This is a genomic window from Azospirillum tabaci (assembly GCF_014596085.1).
Classification (GTDB): Bacteria; Pseudomonadota; Alphaproteobacteria; order Azospirillales; family Azospirillaceae; genus Azospirillum; species Azospirillum tabaci.
Map to the genome: position 1 here is coordinate 1 of NZ_JACCJY010000051.1, position 25511 is coordinate 25511.

25 protein-coding genes and 1 tRNA gene are annotated in these 25511 nt (G+C 69.1%); 15 read left to right on the forward strand and 11 right to left on the reverse strand.

The features are described from left to right. From H0B54_RS28330 to H0B54_RS28355, 6 genes are all read left to right on the forward strand, one after another. The coding region (locus tag H0B54_RS28330) for a hypothetical protein (RefSeq protein ID WP_211109614.1) at positions 1-1380 on the forward strand (1380 nt) is incomplete at its 5' end. Positions 1381-1432: 52 nt separating this feature from the next. Then, on the forward strand, positions 1433-2839 hold the full coding sequence (locus H0B54_RS28335; RefSeq protein ID WP_188263121.1) for a nuclear transport factor 2 family protein: 1407 nt from the start codon (positions 1433-1435) through the stop codon (positions 2837-2839). 79 nt (positions 2840-2918) lie between these two features. Beyond that, positions 2919-4799, forward strand: a complete 1881-nt coding sequence (locus H0B54_RS28340) for a phospholipase D-like domain-containing protein (protein ID WP_188263122.1) — start codon at positions 2919-2921, stop codon at positions 4797-4799. Positions 4800-4853: 54 nt separating this feature from the next. Beyond that, positions 4854-5213: a hypothetical protein gene (locus H0B54_RS28345; protein ID WP_188263123.1), complete on the forward strand. Its 360-nt coding sequence runs from the start codon at positions 4854-4856 to the stop codon at positions 5211-5213. 15 nt (positions 5214-5228) lie between these two features. Further along, positions 5229-5795 carry a hypothetical protein gene (locus H0B54_RS28350; RefSeq protein WP_188263124.1) on the forward strand — a complete coding sequence of 189 codons (567 nt, stop codon included), beginning with the start codon at positions 5229-5231 and terminating at the stop codon, positions 5793-5795. Positions 5796-5960: 165 nt separating this feature from the next. Then, positions 5961-6509: an E2 domain-associated cysteine-rich protein gene (locus tag H0B54_RS28355; RefSeq protein WP_188263125.1), complete on the forward strand. Its 549-nt coding sequence runs from the start codon at positions 5961-5963 to the stop codon at positions 6507-6509. 170 nt (positions 6510-6679) lie between these two features. Here the strand turns inward: H0B54_RS28355 and H0B54_RS28360 are convergent, their stop codons facing one another. From H0B54_RS28360 to H0B54_RS28370, 3 genes are all read right to left on the reverse strand, one after another. After that, entirely contained in the window at positions 6680-7738 is a 1059-nt protein-coding gene (locus tag H0B54_RS28360) for a site-specific integrase (protein ID WP_188263126.1), read from the reverse strand. A gap of 90 nt (positions 7739-7828) precedes the next feature. Further along, positions 7829-7902, reverse strand: a tRNA-Gly gene (locus H0B54_RS28365). Between the two features lie 35 nt (positions 7903-7937). Next, positions 7938-8597: a GNAT family N-acetyltransferase gene (locus tag H0B54_RS28370; protein ID WP_188263127.1), complete on the reverse strand. Its 660-nt coding sequence runs from the start codon at positions 8595-8597 to the stop codon at positions 7938-7940. Positions 8598-9014: 417 nt separating this feature from the next. Here H0B54_RS28370 and apaG point away from each other — a divergent pair, with 417 nt between their 5' ends. Continuing rightward, entirely contained in the window at positions 9015-9407 is a 393-nt protein-coding gene (gene apaG, locus H0B54_RS28375; protein WP_094307093.1) for a Co2+/Mg2+ efflux protein ApaG, read from the forward strand. 331 nt (positions 9408-9738) lie between these two features. Next, entirely contained in the window at positions 9739-10371 is a 633-nt protein-coding gene (gene folE / locus H0B54_RS28380) for a GTP cyclohydrolase I FolE (protein ID WP_094307106.1), read from the forward strand. A gap of 12 nt (positions 10372-10383) precedes the next feature. On the opposite strand, the gene H0B54_RS30100 is transcribed toward folE, so the two are convergent. After that, positions 10384-10971, reverse strand: coding sequence for a response regulator (locus H0B54_RS30100; protein WP_188263128.1), 588 nt, complete (start codon positions 10969-10971; stop codon positions 10384-10386). Between the two features lie 236 nt (positions 10972-11207). On the opposite strand from H0B54_RS30100, the gene ybaK reads away from it, so the two are divergent. The 3 genes from ybaK to H0B54_RS28400 all read left to right on the forward strand — a co-directional run bounded on the left by ybaK (position 11208) and on the right by H0B54_RS28400 (position 13361). Then, positions 11208-11690 (forward strand): Cys-tRNA(Pro) deacylase, encoded by a 483-nt coding sequence (gene ybaK / locus H0B54_RS28390; RefSeq protein ID WP_188263129.1) that lies wholly within the window; start codon positions 11208-11210, stop codon positions 11688-11690. A gap of 109 nt (positions 11691-11799) precedes the next feature. Then, complete coding sequence (locus tag H0B54_RS28395; RefSeq protein WP_188263130.1) at positions 11800-12711, forward strand: DMT family transporter; 912 nt, start codon at positions 11800-11802, stop codon at positions 12709-12711. Positions 12712-12848: 137 nt separating this feature from the next. Beyond that, positions 12849-13361 (forward strand): MarR family winged helix-turn-helix transcriptional regulator, encoded by a 513-nt coding sequence (locus H0B54_RS28400; RefSeq protein ID WP_094307097.1) that lies wholly within the window; start codon positions 12849-12851, stop codon positions 13359-13361. A 3-nt stretch (positions 13362-13364) separates the two neighbouring features. Here the strand turns inward: H0B54_RS28400 and H0B54_RS28405 are convergent, their stop codons facing one another. From H0B54_RS28405 to H0B54_RS28425, 5 genes are all read right to left on the reverse strand, one after another. Further along, positions 13365-14141, reverse strand: coding sequence for an ABC transporter ATP-binding protein (locus tag H0B54_RS28405; RefSeq protein WP_188263131.1), 777 nt, complete (start codon positions 14139-14141; stop codon positions 13365-13367). A 3-nt stretch (positions 14142-14144) separates the two neighbouring features. After that, positions 14145-14987, reverse strand: coding sequence for an ABC transporter ATP-binding protein (locus tag H0B54_RS28410; RefSeq protein WP_188263132.1), 843 nt, complete (start codon positions 14985-14987; stop codon positions 14145-14147). Next, positions 14984-15904, reverse strand: coding sequence for a nickel transporter permease (nikC, locus tag H0B54_RS28415; RefSeq protein WP_188263133.1), 921 nt, complete (start codon positions 15902-15904; stop codon positions 14984-14986). Before nikC ends, H0B54_RS28410 begins: the two co-directional genes overlap by 4 nt. An 8-nt stretch (positions 15905-15912) precedes the next feature. Further along, the gene (locus H0B54_RS28420) at positions 15913-16932 is read right to left on the reverse strand and encodes an ABC transporter permease (RefSeq protein ID WP_188263134.1); all 1020 of its coding nucleotides are present in this window, start codon (positions 16930-16932) and stop codon (positions 15913-15915) included. Positions 16933-17139: 207 nt separating this feature from the next. Next, entirely contained in the window at positions 17140-18747 is a 1608-nt protein-coding gene (locus H0B54_RS28425) for an ABC transporter substrate-binding protein (protein ID WP_188263135.1), read from the reverse strand. Between the two features lie 228 nt (positions 18748-18975). Here H0B54_RS28425 and H0B54_RS28430 point away from each other — a divergent pair, with 228 nt between their 5' ends. Further along, positions 18976-19134 (forward strand): hypothetical protein, encoded by a 159-nt coding sequence (locus H0B54_RS28430; RefSeq protein ID WP_188263136.1) that lies wholly within the window; start codon positions 18976-18978, stop codon positions 19132-19134. Positions 19135-19205: 71 nt separating this feature from the next. Then, the gene (locus tag H0B54_RS28435; RefSeq protein WP_014239111.1) at positions 19206-19427 is read left to right on the forward strand and encodes a hypothetical protein; all 222 of its coding nucleotides are present in this window, start codon (positions 19206-19208) and stop codon (positions 19425-19427) included. Positions 19428-19434: 7 nt separating this feature from the next. Here H0B54_RS28435 and H0B54_RS28440 read toward each other — a convergent pair whose 3' ends face one another. Continuing rightward, positions 19435-21270 carry a tetratricopeptide repeat protein gene (locus H0B54_RS28440; protein ID WP_188263137.1) on the reverse strand — a complete coding sequence of 612 codons (1836 nt, stop codon included), beginning with the start codon at positions 21268-21270 and terminating at the stop codon, positions 19435-19437. Positions 21271-21315: 45 nt separating this feature from the next. On the opposite strand from H0B54_RS28440, the gene H0B54_RS28445 reads away from it, so the two are divergent. Then, positions 21316-21723, forward strand: coding sequence for a hypothetical protein (locus H0B54_RS28445; protein WP_188263138.1), 408 nt, complete (start codon positions 21316-21318; stop codon positions 21721-21723). 8 nt (positions 21724-21731) lie between these two features. On the opposite strand, the gene H0B54_RS28450 is transcribed toward H0B54_RS28445, so the two are convergent. Next, complete coding sequence (locus tag H0B54_RS28450; RefSeq protein ID WP_188263139.1) at positions 21732-23306, reverse strand: helicase HerA domain-containing protein; 1575 nt, start codon at positions 23304-23306, stop codon at positions 21732-21734. 184 nt (positions 23307-23490) lie between these two features. On the opposite strand from H0B54_RS28450, the gene H0B54_RS28455 reads away from it, so the two are divergent. Continuing rightward, positions 23491-25368, forward strand: coding sequence for a bifunctional diguanylate cyclase/phosphodiesterase (locus H0B54_RS28455; protein ID WP_343069046.1), 1878 nt, complete (start codon positions 23491-23493; stop codon positions 25366-25368). The last annotated feature ends 143 nt before the right edge of the window (positions 25369-25511 follow it).

Below are 25511 nucleotides of genomic sequence, written 5' to 3' on the forward strand. Positions count from 1 at the left end.
ACCAAGCGCCGTCACGCCGGAGAAACGGCGTGGATGGCCCGTCTTGAGGCCGCGCGCGCCGCTTGGCGCGGCGCCGGCAGCCCGGAGCAGGCGGCGGCCGCGGCGGCGGCGGCGGCGAGCCGCGAACTGCCCGACGCGGCGAACGAGCGGATGGTGAACGCCCAGCTCGTCGAGCTCGCGTTCCTGTGCCTGCAGTTCGTGGCGCTTACCGACGTCTTCTCCGGCCTGGCCATTCCGGACGAGGACTTCTTCCCCGGCGTCATGGACTCGATCCTACCCCGCGAGCTGATCGAACGCCTGGAGCGGCTCGCGGCGGATGCGGGCGACGGCGACGCCGCGTTCACGCCGCCCGAGGTCGTGCTCCCCCTGGACTTGATCGAGACGGGCGCGTTCGCCGTCGCGCCGGCCCCGCTGAAGGGGGCGCGGGTGCCGCTCGTCTCTTACGAGAGGGAGCCGGAGCAGGCGACGCGCGACAAGGGCCTGACCGTCGGCGGTGTCCAGACCGGCGTGTGGGGATGGTCCTTCGGGGAGTATTTTCCGGGCGGTCTCGTCTATCTCCTGATGCACCATCCGGAACTCGCCCGCTTCGAACCGCCCTACTCGCTGCCCCTGCTGTTCAACGAGGACGAATGGCGCAACGGCACGCAGACCGGGGGCTTTGTCAGCCGACGCCTCAAGGAGCTGGCGTATCTCCGGATCTACGTGACCACGCGGGCCCGCTACGGCCTCGAGCACCACACGATGTTCCTGTTCAACGTCTACAAGGACGAGTACGGCGTCGGCCGCCCGCCGAAGCCGCCGATGGACAAGGACGCCGAGAAGGCGGCGCGGGAGAGGGCGCTGCGGCACGCCGAGAACGTCGTGCTCTACGTGCAGGATCCCGACCAGGCCCCGGCGGGGACCTTTTCCGCCCTCGACGAGGCCCTGCTCGACTGGGTCGAACGCCTAGTCGTCCGCCCGCACGGCGCGCAGGCAGCCGAAGGCCGCCTGCGCGCCGAACTCGACGCCGAGAACCGGCGGGAAGCGCGAGCCGGCGTGCGCCGCCTCGACCTCGATCCCGGAATCGGCGAGGCCGCCGCCTACGCGCGGCTCCTCGATCACCAGATCGCCGAACTCGCCATGCTCGCCGGGCACATGGACGGCCTGGGCCGCGCCATGACGATGCTGCGTCTGGAATCCGAGGAGAAGGCCACGGTAGCCGGCGGCTACATGACCGAACGGCCCAGCCTGTTCGAAGCGTACGACTACGTCGGCGTCACGCCGAAGGCGCGGACCGCGAACGAGCTGCGGCTGAATCCGGCCCTGCTGAAGAGGCTCCAAGGCGAGGCCGCGCCGGCGCCGGTGTCGGGGGAAGAGGCGGCCAAGACCGGAGAGTTCTGAGCCGGCCGGGCCGCCGCATGCGCATCGTTGGTCCATGGAGCGGGAGGGAACCGTGAACGACGCCGAAGCCAGCCAGCAGGTGCGCATCATCGACGGCATGTACGCCGAAGCCCTCAAGAGCTTCCAGGCCGGAGATCTCGACGGCGTCCTCGGCCATTGGCATGAGGACGGGGTCTATCTCTGGCCGGCCGTGCCGCCCGCGATCGGCAAGCAGCAGATCCGGGCGGCCTACGAGGGATTCTTCGCGGCGTGGACGGCTGCGGAAACCTACCACAAGCACGAGATCGAGGTCCTGGGCGACCTCGCGTACCGGCGGTTCTCCACCGAACTCACGCTCACGCCGAAGCCAAACGGCGCACAGTCCGGGAACGGCGATGTCCGCATGCGGCTCAACGGGATCCACGTGTACAAGCGCGCGGAGGACGGTTCCTGGCTGTTCAAGGTGGTAATCGCCAACAACGCCCCGGCCGACGGCGCTCCCGCCGCGAATCCGGCGCCGGCTGCCGGATCGCGCGCGCCCGCGACGGCGCCGGACGACAGCGCGCGGACCGGGGAGCCGGTGCCGGGCTTCCCGATGCGCTACGCATGGCAGACGGGGCCATGGGAAGCGATCTTCGACAAGCAGATCGAGCTCATCCGGAGCGACATCCGGCGCGCGAAGGCCGAGGACAAGCTGATTGTCTATCTCAGCTGCCCGATCAGCGCGCGCGGCGGCGGCCACGCGGGCACGAACGTGGACGTCGCCAAGCATGTGGAACGCGCGCTGCTCGATCGCTGGGGCGAGGCGTTCTGGATCCTGAACCCCGCTCAGTACCAGCTCGAATCGAAGGCGGGCACCGGCCTCATCAATCGGCACGCGAAGGAGCTCGGCATCGACCTCGGCAAGCTGCTGGCCATGTCGCGGCCGCAGGGCGGAGACTACATGCGGATGTGGACGACAGTCCTCGTGGAGAACGGCGATCGGGTCGGCGACCGGCGCATCGCCAACCCCGAACTCCTGAACAGCGGTCAGTATTTCGACGCCTTCTACTTCGTCGGGCCGCGGGACGTGCAGTCGTTCTTCCTGCGCGAAGGGAATACCCTGACGGCGGGCATCCAAGCGTACTTCTCGCGAAAATACGCCAACGTTCCCGAATTTCGCGACGATTTCAGCGTGGCCGGGGTCGCGTGGGGCGCTGCGGCCGCGGGAACGAGCCAAGCGCGCGACGAGTGGGAGCGCCGGCGCATCGAATTCCTGCGCTACTACAGCGTCCGGGCGAGCGTGAACTACAGCCTCGGCTCGCACGACGAATGGCTGATCTTCCGGCTGCTGAACCAGCGCCGTCGCGAGGCCAGCCGGGATCCCGCGCGATTCATGGCCGACGGCGACGTCGGCGAGCAGATCGCGGGCTTCTTCGACGGCGGGCAGATCGACCCCGCTTCGTCGCAGGCCGGGATCTCGCGGGGCTACTCTCTCTGAATCCGGAAGGGGGCCGCGGCGGCGGCGCCCGGGCGGATCGCCGCGGCGCGGCCCGCCCAACCCATCGACGGAGGCAACCATGGGCCGGGTGACTGCGGCCAAGGCTTACTGCAACGACGAAATCGCGCTGATCGCGTGGATGGTGGACGCCAAGATCGAAGGGTGCCTCGGCTTCGAGGTCACGCGCGTCTACGTGGACAAGGACGGCCAGGACGCCGTGCGCGCGGATGGCTCGCCGGACCGGATCAGGACCGCGTCCTTCGTGCCCTTCAAAGGACAGCGGAATCCACTCTGGCTGCCGCAGGACAGCGGCATCTGGCCGGTCCAGAAGCTGACGTGGCGCGACCTGACGCTCCGCAGGCGCCGGGATGCGCTGGAATTGCGTTCGGCCGAGGTCCGCGTTCGCTACGAGATCCGGCCGGTCGGCGAGGCCGGGCCCGGGCTGACTCCGGTGCCGCAAGCCACACCGGCGAACGCCGGCGGGCAGGCGGCCTACGAGGGACGGCCGCGGCCGCTCGCCTATTTGGATGGGCCGGCGACGACCAACGTCATCCACGTCACCGGCCGGTTGGGGCCGTTCAGGGCCGCCTTCACCAACGGCATCCTGTCGGCGCAATGGCTGAGCAACGTCCTTCTGCAGGATGGCCGCATCGAGAAGGGCGAGCTCGAGGACATGCTGCGCGAACCCGGGGACCGACATCGGGAATACCTCGCCGGCTCGGTCCTTCCGCTCCTGCGCGATTTCCTGAAGCGCCCCGGACGCTTCCGCCTCGCTCTTTACGAATTGGACGATAGGGAGCTCCTCTCGCTGCTCCTGGACCACAAGGACCAGCTGGAACTCATCCTCTCGAACACGGGAAAGGGCGCGGGGGGCCTCTGGGACGCCCGCAATGCGGCGGCCCGCGAGGCGCTCCGGTCCGCCGGCGTCACGATGCAGGACCGGATGTTCAACAACTCTGTGAGCATCGGCCACAACAAGTTCGTGGTCAATCTCGATGCCGAGGAAAATCCTCAAGCCGTGCTGACGGGCAGCACGAACTGGACCTGGGGCGGCTTGGCCGCGCAGACCAACAACGCCCTGGAGATCGAAGACAAGGAAGTCGCGAAGGCGTTCGACGACTACTGGAAGAGCCTCCGCGCCGATGCGCTGCCCGTCCCGAACCCCCTATCGACCGAGATGCCCGGCAACGTCCAGGGCGCCGAACTTCGGAGCGGTAACCGAACGCCCTTCGCGAAGGGGCTTGGGCCGAACGGAAAGCTCACGCTTTGGTTCGCGCCGAACATGCCGCAGCGCAGGAAAGGCGAAGCCGTTCCGCCGGACTTGAACCACGTCTACCGGCTCATCCGGCGCGCGCGGAAAGCCATCTTCTTCCTTGCCTTCTACCCGGGGCAGAGCGGCAAGGACTGCGTCGTCGGCGAGGCGTTGAGCATCGGATTGAAGGACAGCGAACTGCTCATCATCGGCGCGGTATCCGACCCGAAGGCGATGCCGAACTACGATCCGCAACGGAATGGCGGATCGGGAAATCCTCCGACCTTCGTCCAGGGCAACCTCTCGATCGTCCGCGCCTCGCGCATCGAGGACAACGACATCAGGGGCGACTTCAAGGTGGAGCCGCCCCCGCCGGGGCACGCGATCATCCACGACAAAATCCTGGTAGTCGACCCGCTGTCGGACGACTGCGCCGTGGTGCTCGGCAGCCACAATCTGGGGTACAAGGCGTCCTACGCCAACGACGAGAACATGGTCATCGTGGAAGGGCACCGCGCTCTTGCCGAAGCCTATATGGTCCACGTGCTCGACGTGTTCGAACATTACCGCTTCCGCGCCTACGCCATGGAATTGGCCGCGCAAGGAAAGACGGTGCGGGCCGGCTACCTCCAGACGTCCGACCGGTGGCAGGACGGCTACACCTCAGGATCGAAGGCCGCGCTCGCGCGCTATCTCGCCGGTCCCTAGTGGTAAGGGGCCGTCGCTGAGCATTCCTCCGTGATAGAGCCGTATGAGGTCCCCATGCCGATCACCCTGACGAAAAGCAACGTTCTGCTTCTCATCGCCGACGCGCTCGAGGACATGCCGGACATCGTCGAGCTACCGATGCAAAGTAAAGAGGGTGCTGTCCGATTCGTGGATAAATTGGTCAAGGACGCCGCCAAGTCAGTTCGCAGCAATTTCGAATCTCAAGGCGTGTTGTTCAACCATCAAGCCGGAATGGTTTTCCTTCCTGGGTCGAACATCTTGGAAATTTGCGATCTGGCGCACAACGGTGAAGCCGTGCCGCAGCGCCATGCAGTGCAATGCCCCGGATGCACCAACTGGTACTGCAAGAAGCATAAGCTGCACAAGTGCCCGAACTGTGGCCACAATCTCTAGACGAACGACACCGCCATGGGCAAAGGCAGCGGTTATACGGACCAACCGAACAAGCAGCAAGCCATCGAGACCACGATTCCAGTTCTCTGCACGGTCATCATGGGCTTCATGGGGGCGATCGTGGTCACCGCCGCGCTCAACGAAACGACAGCGCTTGATAACTGGATGATGCTGATGTTTCCGCCATTCGGCGGCTTGACCGTTCCGTTTCAAGGACGCATTTGGACCGCGGTTACCGCCCTGATGAGCGGCGCGTTCCTGCTCATGTCCATGACGGAGTGCGTGAAGTCACAATGCAGCAACTTCCGAAGTTCTCCTGACATAGACTTGCTCGATAAACATATTTCCATGTATGTCCAAGCTTGGGAGCGCTCCAGACTGAAGCACGCCCGCAATGCGATTGTCTACTACAACATCGGCATCGGTCTAATGATGCTCCCCCTCATCCCGTTCATGCCACGGGTATTTTCCGGATACGCTACCATTGTGCTTCTGTTGTTATCGATAGTGGGGCTCTGTTCGGCATGGAGCGCTCGCCATGTCCTTCCCGTCATGACCCGCTCCCTCTCCAAACCACCCTAGCTCGGGTCTATGGAAAAAGGTCGTACATTGGCTGAGGTGTAGCGAAATTGCCGCATCTCGGAGGTTGCGATACTGAACCGAGAGAGGCCGTGACATACCCAGAAATCGTCTGTGCGAAGGCATGTGGGCGTCGGTACGAAAGATATTGTTCCGTGAGCGCGGAATATGGCGGGCCGACAAGAATTTGCGCTGTTTCATCGCCTGCGCGCCCAGATGTACGCCGAGCGTCACCGCCGGTGGCCATCGGGAGCCGGCCGCGCGCATGGCGAAGCTGCGGCCCCGGAGGCGATCGCCGAGGCCGCGGCCGCGGCGTTCGGGCCGGCCATGCTGGCCGATCTCAGGGCGAAGCGCCTCACCGTGCGACGCATCAAGCTCGGCGCCGGCCGCACCGGTCTGCGTTTGATGCGGAACGATGGGATCCTTTTCGTGCTGGGTTCCGGCCGCGATCGCATCGTCGGATTGGGGCGGCCATGCTCATGCGGCGCGGGATGGCACGGCCCGAGGGCGATCGGAAAGTGCGGCGACCACGCGAAAAGGGCAGCGGAGCTGGTTCTGGCCATGGCGGCGATGGAAGAGGCGGAGTGCGCGTTCGTCGAAACGGTTCGCGCGCAAGGCCGGACGTGCTGCGGCCGAATGGACGGTTGTCCGCTGGCGCCCCCGGCGGAAAACTGCGGGAAGCTCCGGCTCGCCACGACGCGGCGGAAAGCCGCGTGAGCCGTCGGGGCCGATGATCAATCAAAGGAAAACGTCAGTCGTCCATCACGGCGCGCTTCCTCCGGTGGTCCTTCGCGTTTCGCGCGGCCCGCATCCGCCTCCGTGCGACGGTATGGTCGGCGTGCCGCCACCCCGGACTCGGCGCACGCGCCTTTGCGGGACGCCGGGGGCTACCCGAGCCGCGGGCCCAGCTTGATCGTGCGCAGGTGGGTGTAGCGAACGAGCATCTCCGGCCGCAGATGGCCAGTAATGGCCATGATCTCGCTGTCGCGCAGATTGGTCCTTTCGAAGAGGCGCGAGGTGGCCTCGTGGCGCAGATCGTGCCAGCGCAGGTCCGGGAAGTCCGCTTCGGTGGCGACCTCGTCGAAGGCGCGCGCGAGCGACCGCGGGCTCCCGACGGGGAACACCTTGGCGTCCGGATCCGGCGCGCCGCCGGCCGCGGGACGGAGCGCGCGGAATGCCGCGTGCGCGCGCGTCGACAGGGGGACGATGCGCGGACGGCCATTCTTGGTCGCCACCAAATGAAGGTACGGCTCGGGCGCATCCAGGTGGATGCGCCGCCAAACCAGATCGGCCTGCTCGGCCTGGCGCATCGCCGTCTCCATGGCGATCACGATGGCCGCTCGGAGCCAAGAATGCGCGGAGCGCGCGGCGGCCTCGAGCAGGCGCTCCTCCTCGCCGTTCTGCAGCCGGCGGTCGCGGCCGTTCGGCACCGACGGCCGCACTCCCTCGACGACCGGGTTGACGAGCGCGACGCGGTGGGCGAGCTGCCATTTCTTGTACACCTGGCTCAGCACGTTCAGACGGTGCACCACCGTCTGCGGGCCGACCTCGGCGCGCGGACCGGGCGCGCCCTTCGGTCGCGGGTGCGGGCTCGCCTCGTCGAGAACGCGCTTGCGCCACCGGATGAGATCCCAGGCATGGAGCGAGACCAGCGACCAGTCGGCGAATTCGGTGGACAGCCAGTACAGCAGCTTGGAGTCCTTGTTCTTCGCGTCGGCGCACCGGCGGTCGAGGACATTCGCCCGGTACCAGTCGATCGCCTCGGCCAACGAGGTCCTCTCGGCGAGGCCGAGGTCCCGGTACTCCTTGCCGAGGATGCGGCCCTCCTGGATGCGGGCCCACTCGGCGGCCGCGCGCCGGGTCGCGAACGTCTTGTTGAGGGAGTGGCCTTTGACGCGCACCTTGGCCCGGAAGCGGTCGGGGCCACGCGTTTCGATCGTCGCCATGGGAACCGTCCAAGTACCTTCGGAACGGTCCTAGTGTCCCAGATTGTCCCCGGGATGCAAGGTGGGAAAAGGAGAGGCGCGGCGGAATTCTGGAGCGGGTGAAGGGAATCGAACCCTCGTCGTAAGCTTGGGAAGCTTCTGCTCTACCATTGAGCTACACCCGCGCGCCGCATGTTTATAGGCGACGCTTTCGCCGCTTTCAAGCGGTTCGAGCATGCCACAGGCGGGATTCGGCAAGTTCCCGCGGGGACGCGGCGAAAACCGACGCCAGCGGCGAGATCAGCCGCGGAAACAAGGCGGTGCCGCCGGCCGCCGGCCGCACGTCCTCGTTCGCGGGCACTCCATAACCCTCATCCACCGCCGGGACCGTCACCATGCCGGCGGCGCCGGCCAGGGCGCCCGGCACCAGTTCCAGGCCCAGGAAGCGGTCGAGATCCACCGGGCCCGGCAGCGCCATGTCCAGCGTCAGATCCCGCGTGAAGCCGAACCGCGCGTAATAGGGCGCGTCGCCCACCAGGATCACCGCCCGGTGGCCCAGCGCCGCCGCCTTGTTCAGGCTCATCCGGATCAGTTTGCTGCCAAGCCCACCGCCCTGCAGCCGGTCCGACACGGCGATCGGGCCGAGCAGAAGCGCCGGCACCGTGCCGCCGATGGTCACCGGCCAGTAGCGGATCGTGCCCTCCAGGATCTCGTTGCCCAGTTCGTCATGCTCGATGGCGACGAAGCCGAGCTCCGGGATCGGGGCCACACCCTCCCGCAGCTTGTAGGCGGTCTTCTTGAAACGATCCGGGCCGAAGGACCGGTCGAGCAGGGCTTCGATCGCCGCGTCGTGCCGCGGCTCTTCCAGGGAGATCATCATGTCAAGGGGCTTCCCGGCAGAAAGACTGTGGTCGGAGGCGGATCGCGCCGCCGCGCCGGGGGAGCGCCGGATCAGTGCCGGCGGAGACCCGAAGCGTCCGCACGCGACCCAAGGACGGCCGCACCCGCGCGCAGCGCGGCGTGGCGTCGTCGTCGGATGCTGATGCTGTGCGGACGAGACATGGGCAAGGCTCTTCGGCCGTTGCAGGGACCTCGCATATAACACCAGTGGACAGGGGGTTCAAGCGATCGTGAAAGGGCCGGAACCGGCCCATTGCGCATGGCTTCCTGGTGTGTCCTGCATGCATCGCCGCGGCGCCCGTCCCGCCGCTTCCGGGCATCCGGAGGGGGTGTCCCCCGCTCCACCACTGGACAGGCGCTTTCCCCCGCCCCTATTCTCAGTGCCGGGAGTGCCGCCATGTACACGAAAGTCACCCGCGCGATCCGCGTCACCGTCCAGCCGGTCTTTCTCGACGAGCAGTCCATGCCCGCCGAAAGCCGTTATGTCTGGGCCTATCACGTCCGGATCGAGAACCAAGGCCAGGAAACCGTCCGGCTGCGCACACGCTATTGGCACATCACCGACGCGCTGGGGCGCGTGCAGGAGGTCCGCGGGCCGGGCGTGGTGGGCGAACAGCCGGTGCTGGAGCCCGGCGGCAGCTTCGAATACACCAGCGGAACGCCGCTTCCCACGCCATCCGGGATCATGGTCGGCTCCTACCGGTTCGAAACGGGCGGCGGCGAAGCCTTCGACGTGGCGGTTCCCGCCTTCTCGCTGGACAGTCCGCACCAGCCCCGCCAGTTGAACTGACGCCGGTCGCGCAGCGGTCTCCGGTGAGAATCATACGGCGCGTGCAGCCTATCGCCGCAGAGCGGGCTGAAAGGCTGCCTCCAGCGTCTTGACTGTGCGGCGTCCGAACCCACCTGCGCCATACTCCGTTCTGCTGCCAGCCTGCTTCCTCGAAGATTCCGGTGATCCAGGCGAGCGGCGTGTCGTATCCATACCTGACAAGCCGGCTCCGGCATTGGGTGCCAAGGCGCCGGCCCGCAGGTGACCAGGACCTGTTTGACCAGGACCTGTTTGACCAGGAATCGAAAGGCTTCACCCCGTGACGGCTTCCAAGACCCCGCACGCCGACAACATCCTCCGCGGCCCCGGCCATTCCGCCGAAACCAACCACAGCGAGACCGACCGACCGACCCGCGCCGAGGCTGAGGAGGCCGTCCGCACGCTGATCCGCTGGGCCGGTGACGATCCGGCGCGCGAGGGACTGGCCGGCACGCCGGACCGGGTGGTCCGCTCCTACGAGGAGTTCTTCGCTGGCTACGCCATCGACCCGGAAGAGATCCTCAAGCGCACCTTCGAGGAGACCGACGGCTACGACGAGATGGTCGTCCTGCGCGACATCCGGCTGGAATCCTATTGCGAGCACCACATGGTGCCGATCATCGGCAAGGCGCACGTCGCCTATCTGCCCCGCCAACGGGTCGTCGGCATCTCCAAGCTGGCGCGGCTCGTCGAGGCCTACGCCAAGCGCCTGCAAATCCAGGAGAAGATGACGGCGCAGATCGCCAACGCCATCGATCAGGTGCTCCAGCCCGAAGGCGTCGCCGTGGTGATCGAGGCGCAGCACCAGTGCATGACCACCCGCGGCGTGCACAAGACCGGAGTCACCATGGTGACCAGCCGGATGCTGGGCGCCTTCCGCAGCGACCCTTCGACCCGGCGCGAGTTCCTGTCGATGATCGGCAACCCCGGCTCGCGCGCGGAATGAGGCGTGGCCGCGCTAATCCGCGCGGATGCCGTGCTGGCGCAGCAGGCTGTAGAGCGTCGGGCGACTGACCCCCAGCAGGCGCGCCGTCGCCGACAGGTTGCCGCCGGAGCGGGCCAGCGTGTCGAGCAGGGCGCGCCGCTCCGTCTCGTCGCGCAGGACGCGCAGGGTCGGCGGGGCGTCCCCGATGGCCAGCCGGCGCCCTTCCAACTCCAGGTCGGCGCGCTGGAAGGCGCGCTGCACCACCCCGGCCAATTCCTGCGCGTCGATCGGCTTGCCGCACACGTCGTGGGCGCCGCGGGCCACCGCGCGCACCGCCAGCACCCGCTGGTCGTGCGGGGCGAGCGCGATGACCTTGATCGATGGCGCCTCGCCCAGGATCAGTGACAGGGTGTCCAGGCCGTTGCCGCCTCCGTTCGGCGTTTCGGTCAGTTGGGCCAGATCGACGGACAGGGCCACCACCGGGGGCCGGTGCGCCCGCACCGCCTCCAGCGCGTCCGCCACGCCGCCCGCGGCGACGATCCGGCACACCGGCAGGGCGTCCTGCACCCGGCCTTCCAGGGTGGGATCGTCATCGACGACAAGCAGCGTGCGTGGGACCATGATTCTCCAACTCTCCGACCGGGAAACGGGCCGGCGCTCAGAATCGCGGCAGGCGGCCCGTCTGTCCAAGGCGCGTTGGCATGAACACCGGCGCAATTTGGGCAAAATTGCGTCGTCGAAAGGGGTGCACCACGGCGGGGCGCGCTTCCCCCCGCCACCCTCTCCCCCTCGCCGGAGCGGTCTGCTAAGGTCCCGATGCATAAGGGCGAATCCGCGCCCCGGGGAGCAAGGTCATCATGGCGGCGAAGGTCACACCGGCGGTGAACGCGGCGAAGGCGGCGGGGATTGCGCACCGCCTGATGGAGTATGAGTACGACCCCTCGGCGGACGCCATCGGCCTGCACGCGGCGGCGGCGATGGGGCTGGACCCGGCGGTGGTCTACAAGACGCTGATCGTCCAGCTGGAGCCGAAGGCGCTGGCCTGCGTCGTCATCCCTGTCGCGGCGAAGCTGGACCTGAAGGCACTGGCCGCCGCCGCCGGAGCGAAGAAGGCCGATCTCGCCGACCCCACCCTGGCCGAGCGCACCACCGGCTACATGGTCGGCGGCATCAGCCCGCTGGGCCAGCGCAAGGCCCTGCCCACCTTCATCGACTCCAGCGCCGAGACCCTGCCGGAGATGGTCGTCAACGGCGGGCGCCGCGGCCTGCAGATCGCCCTGTCCCCGGCGGATCTGGCCCGCGCCACCAAGGCCGTGGTGCGGCGGATCGTGGTGCCGTAGGCGCCCCCCGCCCACACCCCCGCCATGCCACCGCCGCACTACCGCCGTGGCCGGGTTCCGGATAGGGTGCGGGCACGATGCCCCACCCCGCCCTTGCGAAGCTCCCGTCATGCTGACCGCCAACCTCGCCGCCCTGGGGGCCGCGCTTTGCTGGGCGGCCAGCGGGCTGATCGCCATCGGCCCGGTGCGGGCCATCGGCTCGGTCGCCTTCAACCGCCTGCGCATGAGCATCGTCTTCGTCGGCACGGCGCTGGCCACCACGCTGCTCGGCGGCTGGCAGACGCTCGACCTGCAGGGTGCGGCGATCCTGGCGCTGTCCGGCGCGGTCGGCATCGTGATGGGCGACACCGCGCTGTTCTGGGCGCTGGGGCGCATCGGGCCGCGCCGCAACTCGGTCATCTACGCCACCAACGCGCCGATCACCGCCCTGCTCGCCTGGGCCGTGCTGGGGGAGGCGCTGGGGCCGTGGACGGCGGTCGGCATCGCGCTGGTCACCGCCGGGGTGATGCTGGCGATCTTCTTCCGCGCCAGCCCGGTCCCGAACGGCGCCGGCACCGTTCCCCATGACTGGGAGTCGGTGCGGGGGCGCCTGCTGATCGGCGTCGGCGCCTGCCTGATCGCGGCCGTCTGCCAAGCCGCCGGCTCGGTCATCGCCCGGCCGGTGATGGCGGCGGGCGCCGATCCCATCGCGGCGGCGGCGGTGCGCGTCGGCACGTCGGGGCTGCTGCTGTTCGCGGGCGGGCTGCTGCCCGGCCAGCGCCTCGGCTTCGGTCCCGGCCTGACGCCGCGCATCTTCGCCCAGGTGGTGGTGAACGGCTTCATCGGGCTGGGGCTTGGCATGACGCTGCTGCTGATCGGGCTGGCCCACGGCAACGCCGGCGTGGTCGCCACCCTGTCGGCCACCAGCCCGGTGCTGATTCTGCCGATGCTATGGGCCTGGACCCGCCAGCGCCCGGGAGCGGGCGCCTGGGCGGGCGCCATCGTCGCGGTGTTGGGCGTGGCGCTGATCGTCAACCGCTGAAGCTGTCCGGAGAAATCCCGGCGGCTCATTCCCAGCGGCTGGAAATTTTTATCTGAAACGGTTGCGTCCGCCAATTTCCGGGGCAGGATGGAGAAACCGGCTTCCGGTTCCCGCATTCCGATAAGGCGCGACACCCCATGGCCTCACCCCGCCGCAAGCGTTCCGGCGCCGATCCCGCAGCGCCGGTGCTGCATCTAACCCGCTTCCTGCCCTACCGCCTGTCGGTGCTGTCCAACACGGTCAGCCACACGGTGGCGAAGCTGTACGAGAAGCGATTCGGCATCACCATCCCGGAATGGCGGGTCATCGCCGTGCTGGGCGGCGGCGAGACGCTGAGCGCGGGGGAGATCGCCCAGCGCACCGCCATGGACAAGGTGCAGGTCAGCCGGGCAATCAGCCGTATGCTCGATTCGGCGCTGATCCTGCGCGAATCGGGCGCCACCGACCGCCGCAAGGCGCAGCTGACCCTGACGCCGAAGGCGCTGGCGATCTACACGGAGATCGTGCCCCTCGCGCTGGCCTACGAGCGGGAGCTGACCGGCGCGCTGACGGAGGAGGAGCTGAGCCAGCTCGACGGCCTGCTGGCCAAGCTCCAGACCCAGGCCGACGCGCTGGCCGCCCGCCCCGCCCCGCCGCCCGAGGCGGGGTGAACGTCACGCGAAGTCCTTGAAGCTGTCCGCCGCCGCGCGGTCATAGCCCTGGCTGGCGCGCAGGAGCTGCCGTGTGTAGTCCTCCCGCGCCTCGCCGCGGCGCAGGGAGTCCACGTCCATCTCCTCGACGATGCGGCCCCGGTTCATCACGGCCAAGCGGTCGCACATGGTCGCGACCACCGCCAGATTGTGGCTGACCAGCACATAGGTCAGCGCGTGCTCCGCCCGCAGCCGCTTCAGCAGGTTGAGGATCTCCGCCTGCACCGACACGTCGAGCGCCGAGGTCGGCTCGTCCAGCAGCAGCACGCGCGGCTCCAGCACCAGGGCGCGGGCGATGGCGACGCGCTGGCGCTGCCCGCCGGAGAGCTGGTGCGGGTAGCGGAAGCGGAACTGCGGCCCCAGCCCGACGTCGCGCAGCACCCGGTCGATCCGCGCGTCGGCGTCGCGCAGCCCGTGGATGGCGATGGGCTCGGCCAGGATGCGGTCGATGGTGTGGCGCGGGTGCAGCGAGCCGTAGGGGTCCTGGAAGACCATCTGGCAGGACTTGAAGAAGCCCTTCTCGCGGCGACGGCTTTGCGCCGCGCCGGCCACGGCGATGGAGCCCGTCCAGTCGTGGTTCAGCCCGACGACGGCGCGCAGCACGGTGGACTTGCCAGAGCCCGATTCGCCGACCAGCCCGAAGCTCTCGCCCTCCCGCACGGCGAAGGATACCCCCTGCACGGCGGCCACGGCGTCGGCGCCATGGCCGAAGGTGACCCGCAGATCCTTGACGTCGATCATGCCTCAGCCCTCCAGCCAGGACGGGTCGCGCGCCAGCACCGGAAGCTCCGGCCGCGTGTCGTCCAGGCGCGGCAGGCTGTCGAGCAGGCCGCGGGTGTAGGGATGCTTCGCCGCGTGCAGCTCCGACGCGCGGCAGGTCTCGACCACCCGGCCCGCGTACATGATGAGGATGCGGTCGCAGAAGGACGCCACGAGGTTCAGGTCGTGGCTGACGAAGATCATCCCCATGCCGCGGCGGGAGCACAGCTCGTCCATGATCGCCAGCACCTGCATCTGCACCGTCACGTCGAGCGCCGAGGTCGGCTCGTCGGCGATCAGCAGGTCGGGGTTGGGGATCAGCATCATGGCGATCATGATGCGCTGGCCCATGCCGCCCGACACCTCGTGCGGGTAGAGGCCGTAGACGCGCTCCGGGTTGCGGATGCGCACGGCCTCCAGCATCTCCAGCGCGCGCCGCTTCGCCTCCGCCGTGCCGGCGCTGGAATGGACGCGGTAGGCCTCGGCGATCTGCGCGCCGATGGTCATCACCGGGTTCAGCGAGAATTTCGGGTCCTGCATGACCATGGAGATGCGCCGCCCGCGGATGCCGCGCAGCCGCTTCTCCGGCAGGGTCAGCAGGTCCTCGCCCTGGAAGCTCAGCCGGTCGGCGGTCACGATGCCCGGCGGCGGGACCAGCCGCAGGATGGCCCGCCCGGTCATCGATTTGCCGGAGCCGGACTCGCCGACGATGCCCAGCTTTTCCCGCCCGACGGTGAAGGAGACGCCGCGCACCGCCTGCGTCACGCCCGTCCGGGTGGGGAAGGAGATGCGGAGGTTCTCGACCTCCAGCAGAGGTGTCTCGCTCATTGGCCTTTCGGGTCCAGAACGTCGCGCAGGCCGTCGCCCAGCAGGTTGAAGCCCAGGCTGACCACGAAGATGGCGATGCCGGGCATGGTGGCGACCCACCACTGCTCCAGCACATACTGGCGCCCGGTGGCGATCATCGCGCCCCATTCCGGGGCGGGCGGCTGCGCGCCGAGGCCGAGGAAGCCCAGCCCCGCCGCCGTCAGGATGATCCCCGCCATGTCCAGCGTCACCCGCACGATCAGCGAAGAGGAGCAGAGCGGCACGACATGGCCGAGGATGATCCGCGGCGTCGAGGCGCCCTGGAGCCGCACCGCGCTGATGAAGTCGCTCTTGCGGATGGTGATCGTCTCGGCGCGCGCGATGCGGGCGTAGGGCGGCCAGCTGGTGATCGCGATGGCGATGATGGCGTTCTCGATGCCCGGCCCCAGCGCCGAGACGAAGGCCAGCGCCAGGATCAGCTTCGGGAAGGCCAGGAAGATGTCGGTGACGCGCATCAGAACCGCGTCCACCCAGCCGCCGAGATAGCCCGCCACCGTCCCGATCAGCAGACCGGCGACCGGTGCGGTCACAGCGACCAGCGCCACGATCATCAGCGTCAGACGGGAGCCGTAGAGGATGCGCGACAGGATGTCCCGCCCGAAGGCGTCGGTGCCCAGCCAGTGCGCCGCGCTGGGCGGCAGCAGCCGCTGCGACAGGTCCTGCGTGTAGGGATCGTAGGGGGCGAGCAGCGGGGCCAGCGCCGCCATCAGCACCAGCAGCAGCACGATGCCCAGCCCGATCATGGCCAGACGGTTGCGCGAGAAGGCCAGCCAGCCCAGATAGACCCGGCCCAGCCGGGCCTGCCCGCGGGACTGCGGCGTCTCCGCCGTCAGCCACGCCCGCAGCCCGTTTTCGGTGGTGTGAGTCTGTGCGGTCATCACGCCCCTCATCGCGCACGGGGATCGAGCAAACGGTACAGAAGGTCGGACAGCAGGTTCAGGCCGATGAAGACCGCCCCGACCACCAGCGTGCCGCCCAGAACCGCGTTCATGTCCGCCGACAGCAGCGAGTTGGTGATGTAGAGCCCCAGCCCCGGCCAGGCGAACACCGTCTCCGTCAGCACCGACCCCTCCAGCAGCGAGGCGTAGGACAGCGCCACCACCGTGGTCAGCGGCACCGCGATGTTGCCCAGCGCGTGGCGCCAGATCACCCGCGCCTCCGACATGCCCTTGACGCGGGCCGTCGTGATGTATTCCTGGCGAAGCTGGTCCAGCATGAAGCTGCGCGTCATGCGGGCAATGTAGGCCACGCTGTAGAGGCCGAGGATGCCCGCCGGCAGCACCAGATGGTGCAGCGCGTTCCAGAACACGTCGGTCTCGCCGGCCAGCAGGGCGTCCACCGTGATGACCCCGGTCACCGGATCGACCAGCCCCTCGTAGAAGACATCCACCCGGCCCGGCCCCGGCGCCCAATCGAGCCGCGCGTAGAAGACCAGCAGCGCCATCAGCCCCAGCCAGAAGACCGGGATGGAATGGCCGATCAGCCCGATCACCCGGATCAGATGGTCCGGCCAGCGCCCGCGATGGACGGCGGCCATCACCCCCGCCGGGATGCCCAGCAGCACGCCGACGATCAGCGCGGCGGTGGCCAGTTCCAGCGTCGCCGGGAAGACGCGCAGGATGTCCTCCAGCACCGGGCGGGAGGTCAGCACCGAGGTGCCGAAATCGCCCTGGAGCACATCGCCGACATAGCGCAGGAACTGCTGCCACAGCGGCAGGTCCAGCCCCAGCTCCTGGCGGACGCGGGCGTAGGTGTCGGCGGACACGCGGTCGCCGACCACGGCGATCACCGGGTCGATCGGCACCACGCGCCCGATCAGGAAGGTGACGAGCAGGAGGCCGAGGACGGTCAGCGCCACCGAGACGAGCAGCCCCGCCCCGCGAATCGCATGGCGCCGCCCCGGCATCCCCGGTCGTTTCAAGATAGCGGCCAAGTTTCACCCGACTTGAGTTCAAAGTCCCTCTCCCGCCCCGGGAGAGGGAAGGGACCCGTGCAAAGCACGGGAAGGGTGAGGGTACCGCCGAGGATCAGCGCATCGATCCCCGCACGCCCCTCACCCGCCTGCTTTGCGGGCACCCTCTCCCGGGTCGGGAGAGGGGCTGAGCAACGCACCTTACTTCTTGCTGACCTTCCAGTAGTAGTTGCTGTCGAAGCTCGGCCCCCAGACCAGCCCCTCGACGTTGCTGCGCTCCGCGATCACCTCGGTCTGCTGGAACATGATGACGAAGGGCGAGGTCTCCAGCACCTCGCGCTGAAGCTCCTGGTACATGGCGGCGCGCTTGGCGGTGTCGCGCTCCTCGACCGCGGCGGCGGTCTTCTTCGTCAGTTCAGGAATGTCCCAGGCGTTGCGCCAGGACAGCGGCTTGGCCTTCGCGTCGTCGGCGTTGTCCGGGTTGGCGGCGAAGGTGTCGGCGTTGGTGTTCGGATCCTGGTAGTCGGCGCCCCACTGGTAGAGCAGCGCCTCGTGGTTGCGGGCGCGGTACTTGGTGACCACCTGCTTGCCGTCCGCCGGCAGCAGGTTGATCTTGATGCCCGCCGCCGCCGCGCTGCCCTGAATGGCCTGGGCCATGTCCATGCTGGGCGAGGTGTTGCGGACGTCCATGGTCACCGTGATGCCGTCCGGATAGCCCGCCTGCTTGAGCAGTTCCTTCGCCTTGGCCGGATCGTACGTGTACGGGTTCTCCTCCAGCGCGCCGAGGAAGCCCTTGGGCAGGAAGGCCTGATGGACGGTGCCGAGACCGTTCATGATGGTCTTCGCCATGCCGTCGTAATCCACGGCGTACTTGAAGGCCTTGCGCACGTCGGGCTTGGCCAGCACCTCGTTCTTCTGGTTCAGGCCGAAATAATAGAGCGTGCCCTTGGGCGCCTGGACGATGCGGATCTTGTCGTTGCCGCGCAGCGGCTCGAACTGCTCCGGCTTCAGGTTGCGGGCCACGTCGACGTCGCCCTTCTCCAGCAGCAGGCGCTGGGTCGCCGGTTCCGCGATGTGGCGGATCAGCACGCGCTTCACCGCGGGAGCGCCGCCCCAATAGTTGGCGTTGGCCTCCAGCGACAGTAGCTCGCTGGCCTTCCACTGGCGCAGGACGAAGGGGCCGGACCCGGCGGAGTTGGCCTTCAGGAAGGCGGCGCCGAAGTCGCCGTTGACCTCCTTGCTCTTGACCAGCTTGGAATCGACCACGCCGGAGACGTCGGCGGTCAGGCAATAGAGCACGAAGGTCGGAGCGTAGGTCTTGTCCGTCTCGAAGACCAGGGTGCGCGGGTTGGTCACGCGGACCTTCTGATCGACGTTCTCCGGCGTCAGGCCGAACTGGGTCAGGATGAAGGCCGGCCCCTTGTTCATCTTCACGGCGCGCTGGAGCGAGTAGGCCACGTCCTCCGCCGTCAGCGGGTTGCCAGAGTGGAACTTGATCCCGTCGCGGATGGTGAAGGTGAAGGTCTTGCCGTCGTCGGAGACGGTCCAGCTTTCCGCCACCTGCCCGTAGATCTTGCTGACGTCGTTCACGTCGAAACGGATCAGCCGGTCATAGACCTGGGCGCCGTATTCAGCCCCCGACAGCTCGAAGATCTCGCCGGGGTCGAGCGTCACGATGTCGTCGAACTGCCAGGCCATGACCAGCGTGTCCTTCGGCGTGTCGGCCAGGACCGGCGTGGCCGCGAGACCGAAGGAAAGACCGGCGGACAGAAGGGCGGCGCCGGCCAGACGGCGCGCGAACGTGTTCATGGTTCCCATACTCCCTGCGTGATCCCGGAACGACCCCGGACGGGGCGAATTCTCTTTGGAATTCTTGGCGGTAGGGTCTGGATGATCCGGCGGCGCGGGACGCTCTGTCAAGCGGGCGGCGGTCATAGCGCCGCGCGTCCGTGTCTGAACTCAAGCGCCCTCCTTTCTGCGGCGGGCTTGCCGGCCTCGCCGTTCCGTCCACATCACTGGCAAAGCGATGGAGGATTGATGGACCAGGACCGCGAGAACGGCCAGTCGCGCGTGCCCAAGCCGCCGAGCCGCGACGAGGTGCAAAAGATCAGCGACGCGCAACGCTACAACACCGACGACTGGACCGGCGATGGAGGAAAGCCGGAGGATCGGCCCACGAACGACAGCGGACGTTGAGTCGGCAGACGTTGAGTCCAGGGCCGTCCCCGCGTAGCTTCGGCGACCAGCAACCACGCGCGGGGACGACCATGATCGGAAACGACGGAAAGCCGGTGTCGAAAGAGGGGCTGCGCCAGCACCTCGCCGCCTACAACACGCAGTCGCGCGGCTCGAAGGAGTTCGCGGCGATCCCGCGCGCGCTGGTCACCGTCTGCGACAACCTGAAGGCCGGCAAGACCACCTACGTGAAGTGCCTGGACGGCCAGTTGCAGTTGTCGCGGCGCAAGGACAACAGCGTCCAGGCGGCGTAGCGGCCCGTCACCCCTCGCCCTTCACCGGGAAATCGAACCAGGGCAGGCGCAGGAACTCCTGCTCCCGCAGCCGCAGCGTCCGCCCGCGCCGGATCCAGTCGTGAAGGACGGCGTAGGGCGCCGCCTGGTCCAAAGTCCAGGCGGCCTCGCCCCGGTCAAAGAAACAGCCGATGTAGGCGCAGACGAGACCGAGGAATTCCCGCCCCACAGCGGTCGGCGCGACGCCGAGGAAGCTGACGATGATGTCGTCGAACGGCCCGCGGGCGCGGCGGTCGCGCATGATGGTCAGGTCCCAGCCCGCCCCGTCGCGCAGGTCCGGTGGAAGCGGCGCCGTGCTGCGGGCGTCGATGTCGGTGATGAAGACCGGTGCCCCGGTCCGCTCCAGCAGGTCCAAAGCCACGAAGAAGCGCGCGCAGGCGTAATAGGTCGTCCCCGCCCCCGGCGCGTGGACGGACAGGTCGATGCGCTCCAGAGACCAGGAGAGGCGCCCCGATTGGGCGGCGCAGCGGCGGTCCAGTTCGGCGCGATCCTCCGCGCTGGGGTTGACGATGTGGACATGGACACGGTTGCCCGGCGCGTCCTTGAGGGCGTGGGACAGGAACCAGCCGCCGAAGCGCCGCCAGTAGCCGGAATCGACGCTGACCAGCAGGATCGCCCCGCCTTCGGCTGCGGGCGGAACCGGCATCGACCGCTCCCCCGTCTCCGCGATCCGCGGCCGGTACGCGGCGAGCGCGTCGAGGAAGACCGGGCGCGCATCGACCTGCCGCCATTTCGCGGCCTGCGGATCGGCGCGGATCGCCTCCTCCGACCAGCCGCGCAGATACCGCCGGGCGAAGCGCGAGGCGGCCACCAGCCGGCCCCGGCGGTAGAGGCCGTGTGCGATGCAGGCCGCCGCCGCGCCATCCCCCGACGCACGCCGCCGCCGGTCCCGCGCCCGTTGCGCGATCCGCTCCAGCCGCGCGTCGTCCAGCATGCCGCGGTGGATGGTCAGCACGGCGGTGCGGAACAGCGCGGCCTCCGCCACCTCCCCCGCCCCGCGCTCCAGCGCCGCCAGGAACAGGTCGAGCGCGCGGGCGAGCGGTTCGGCCCATGTCGCCTCCGGGCGGTCGGCGCGAGGGAACTCCGGCAGGGCGCCGCTGGCCTGCAAGGTCGCCATGGCGAGGTTGCTCAGCGCCGCTCCGTCACCCGGACGCAGCCTTGCGGCCCGGTCGTAGCCCGTCACCGCCCCATCGGCCTGCCCCGCCGCCAGCCGCGCGCGTCCCACCGCCGCCCAGCCGTCGGCGCTGTCCGGTGCCAAGGCCAGCGCGTGGGCCAGCCAGCGCTCCGCCGCCGCTGGCTCCGGCCCGCCGGCCAGCAGCCGCCCCGCCGCCAGCGCCGCCGCCCCATAGCCGGGATCGACCCGCAGGGCGACACGGAAGCATCTGAGCGCCTCCCCGATCCGGCCCAAATCCTCACGGCCCAGATCGCCGAGCGCCAGCCCCCGGTGGAAGGCCGCCTTGGCCCGCGCCGGCTCCAGCGCCAAGGCGCGCGCGTGCTGCCCGGCCGCCCGCACCGCATCGCCGTCGCCGCGGCGCAGGCTGCCCAGATTGTCGTGATAGTCCGCCGCCTCCGGGTCCAGCGCGATGGCCTGGGCGATCAGCGACAGCGCATTCCCCACCCGCCCGGTCTGGCCCGACAGCACGCCCAGCAGATGCAGCGCGTCGGCCTGCCGCGGGTCGGCGTCGAGAATCGCCCGGTAAACCCCGGCGGCCTCGCCCATCCGTCCGGCCCGGTGGTGACCGATGGCGATGGCGTAGGCTTCGGACAGGCTGACCATGACGACTCCGGGCTGCGCTTGCGACATCGCGCCCGCTTGCGGAGGCGCGCCGTCCCTCTACCATCGCCGGCCATGAGAACCGATCCCGACGGCCTTCCCCATCATGACGACCGCCGCGCCCTGACGGAAGCCCTGCGCGCCGCTCTGACGCAGCGCTTCCCGGACGCCGACGCCGATCTGGCCGCGGCCATCGGAGCCATGGCGGCCAGCCGCTTCTTCGGAGTGCGCTTCCGCGCCGAGGGCAACGCCGCCCGCGCCTGGGTCGCCCGCCGCTCCAACCCCGACGTGTTCGAGGTCTGGGACCCCGCCACCGGCGCCTGGGATTTCGCCGAACGCCTGCCCGACCCGTCGCTCCACCAACCGACACCGGAGGGCACCGCGCGCATCGCGGCCAAGGCGCAGGCGGCCATGGCCGCGGTCGCCGCCGCCGGGCGTCTGGCCCACGCCCTGGCCGCCGGGATCGAGCCGGACGACGAGTAAAAAAGACCTTAGACGGTGGCGAACAGCCCGCCGTCCTCCGGCCCCTCCGACCCGTCGTCGGCGTTCAAGTCGGCGTTCGGATCGCCCAGCGCCGTCTCCCAGCCCAGCGCCGGCAGGGCGATGCTGCGGGTGTTGCCCAGCCCGCTGCGCGTGGCGACGAAGCCGCGCTGCTCCATGTAGGTCAGCAGGCGCCGCGCCCGCCCGCGCGACCGGCTGCCGCAGGCGCGGGCCACGTCGGCGTCGGACGGGCAGGGCAGATGGTCCAGCGCCGCGCGGGCCAGCAGCAGGAAGACGACCTGGATGTCTTCCGGCAGGGTCGCCGCGACCTGGGTCGCCTTCGCCCAGGCGGGATTCTCTTCGGTGCCATCCCCCGCCCCGGCGCGGGCCGCCGCCAGCTTGCGCCGGAAGGCCGGCAATTCCAGAAGCTCGCCCCGCACCCCCTGCGTCCGGCAGCGCACCAGGAAGTCCTGATAGAGCACGGCGATGGAGCGGTAGGGCGCCTCCGGATCGGCCAGCACCTCGCGCAGGATCGCCTCGTAGGCGGCTTTGCGCTCCGCCGCCTGCTCCGGCGTTTCCGGCTCCTCCAGGGGCAGCGCGGGGGCCGCGTCCTCGGTCTCCGGCTCCACGGGCAGGGGGCGCGGGCGGGAGAGCTGGGCCAGCAGATCGGCGCTGGCGCTGGTCGAGGGGCGGCGCACCGGCAGGCGCGGCGGCTCCGGCTCGCCCGGCTTGAAGATCAGCTCCCGCGCGTCCTCCAGCGGGGTGTCGGGCAGCGGCATCAGCTTCGGGCTGCCGGCCCGTCCCTGCGTCTCGACGGCACCGATGCGCAGCGGCAGCGGGCGGCGCGAGATCGCCGGGCCGAGCGCGATGAAATGCCCGCGCTCCAAGTCGCGGAACATCTCCGCCGTGCGGCGCTCCATGCCCAGCAGGTCGGCCGCGCGGGCCATGTCAATGTCGAGGAAGGTGCGGCCCATCAGGAAGTTGGAGGCTTCCGCCGCCACGTTCTTGGCCAGCTTGGCGAGGCGCTGCGTCGCGATCACCCCGGCCAGCCCGCGCTTGCGCCCGCGGCACATCAGGTTGGTCATGGCGCCCAGCGAGACCTTGCGCGCCTCGTCCGACACCTCGCCGGCGGCGGAGGGGGCGAAGAGCTGCGCCTCGTCCACCACCACCAGCATGGGGTACCAGTGGTCGCGGTCGGCGTCGAACAGCCCGCCCAGGAAGGCTGCGGCGTGGCGCATCTGCATGTCCGCGTCCAGCCCCTCCAGGTTCAGCACGACGGAGACGCGGTGTTGGCGCACGCGGGCGGCGACGCTCTGCAGGGCGGCCTCGCTGTGCTCGTCGGCGTTCACCACGATGTGGCCGAAGCGCTCGGCCAGAGTCACGAAGTCGCCCTCGGGGTCGATCACCGCCTGCTGCACCCAGCGCGCGCTCTGCTCGATCAGGCGGCGCAGCAGGTGCGACTTGCCGGAGCCGGAGTTGCCCTGCACCAGCAGGCGGGTCGCCAGCAGCTCCTCGAGATCCAGCATCGCCGACGCCCCCGTCGCGCCAGCCGTCATGGCCGTCCCCATGTCGATGCCGACCTTCATGCCCCGCCGCCCCCCAGATCCATCATCGTCTGCGTTGAAGCGCACCCCTATAGCGCAAAGCGGGGCCGGGGTGCGAAGGGCATTTTGGATCGCGCTGCGCGCAGACGCCTTGCCTTTGTCACGAAATCGAAAAGATGATCCGCTACAAGATGGGCTTGCCCGCGACGAACATGGACAGCCGGCGGTGGACGAAGCCATGGCCTCGGTGCCAGCAGAAGAATGGGACGATCGCTCCGGCGCCCCGGCGGGGAGCGCCCGCAAGGCCGCGCTGCCGGCGGAATGGACCCATCTTCTGGCCGGGCTGTCGGTCGCCTTCCAGCCCATCGTGCAGATGCGCACCGGGCGCTGCCACGGCATGGAGGCGCTGCTGCGCGGCCTGGAGCGCAGCCCCTTCGCCAGCCCCAACGACCTGCTGGACGCCGCCTGCATGCAGGGCCTGCTGGCCGAGGTCGAATGCGCCCTGCACGCCAAGGCGGTGGCGGCCTTCCGCAAGCTGGACAATTGGCCGAACGCCAAACTGTTCCTGAACATCGACGCGCGGGTGGTCGGGGTGGCCGGCTCGCCTTGGCTGCCCCCCTTCGCGCTGGATGGCGGCACGCCCGACCCGCGCCTGACCATCAGCCTGGAGATTTCAGAACGCCGCGAGCTGCGCCCCGACCACAGCATCGAGCAGGCCATCGACCGTTACCGCCAGGCGGGCATCGGGGTGGCGCTGGACGACTTCGGCGTCGGCTTCGCCGGGCTGCGGCTGCTCTACGAATCCAAGCCCGACTATCTCAAGATCGACCGCTATTTCATCGACGGCATCGACCAGGACACGCGCAAGCGGGCCATCGCCCACGCGCTGGTCGGCTACGCCCACGCGCTCGGCATCCTCATCATCGCCGAGGGGGTGGAGACGGAGAAGGAATTCTACACCTGCCGCGATCTCGGCTGCGACTTCGCTCAGGGCTATCTCATCGCCCGGCCGAGCCTGGACCTGCGCGCCGTGCCCGAGCGCTACGGCGTCGTCGAGGAGTTGAACCGCCGGGACCGGCGCAAGCCGAACGAAGCCCGCCTGCGCCTGTCCGAGGTGATCGAGCGGCAGCCGCCGTTGGCCGTCAATTCCCCGAAGACCGAACTTCTCGAATATTTCCGCGGCGACAACAGCCCGTCCATCGCCCCCATCGTCGACCGCCAGCAGCGCCCGCTGGGGCTGATCCGCGAGCGCGACCTGAAGCGCTTCGTCTATTCCCGCTTCGGCAGCGAGCTTCTGCGCAACAAGGGGCTGGGCGACACGCTGCTGGATCTGGTGGTGAAGAGCCCGGTCTGCGACATCTCAACCCCGCTCGACCAAGTGATCGAGGCCTTCTCGGCGGAGGAGGCCAGCGACGGGATCATCATCATCGAAGGCGGCGAATACGCCGGCTTCCTGTCCAGCGGCGCGCTGATCCGTCTGGTGCACGAGCGCAACCTCGCCATGGCCGCGGACCAGAACCCGCTGACCCGTTTGCCGGGCAACGCCGCCATCGTGCGCCACATCGAACGCGCCCTTCAGGAGCAGGACCGCGGGCATGTCCTGGCCTATCTCGACTTCGACAATTTCAAGCCCTTCAACGACCGGTTCGGCTTCCGCCAGGGCGACCGCGCCATCCTGATGTTCAGCGAACGTCTGAAGGCCTGGGCCTCGGGCAACGGCGGCTTCGCCGGCCACATCGGCGGCGACGACTTCTTCGTCGGCCTCAGCGGTGCCGAGGAGGAGGATGCGCTCGCCCGTGTGGCGGACCTCGTCGCGCAGTTCCGCTCCGACGCGGAGAGCCTTTACGACGCGGAGGCGCGGGAGGTCGGCTGCTTCGAGGGCAAGGACCGTTACGGCGCGGTTCGGCGCTTTCCGCTGCTGTCGGCCAGTGGCGTCGCTGTGGTGATCGCTCCCGGCCCGCACCGCCTGACCTCAGACGCGATCAACACCGCCATAGCCGGCCACAAGGCCATCGCCAAGGAAAGCCCCGACAAGCTCTGCACCGTCCAGTTCCCCCACTCCCCGTCCTCCTGTCCCCTCCCCTGCGCAGCGGGGGAGGGTTAGGGAGGGGGCCCGCGTCGCCACCCGGACACGACGAAAAGCCGGCGCCTCCCGTGGGGAAAGCGCCGGCTTTGTCGTTCATGAAGCCGATTGTCGAGTGTGACTGACGCCTTGCTGCGTCCACTCCGGTGTGGTGTGGCGTGTGC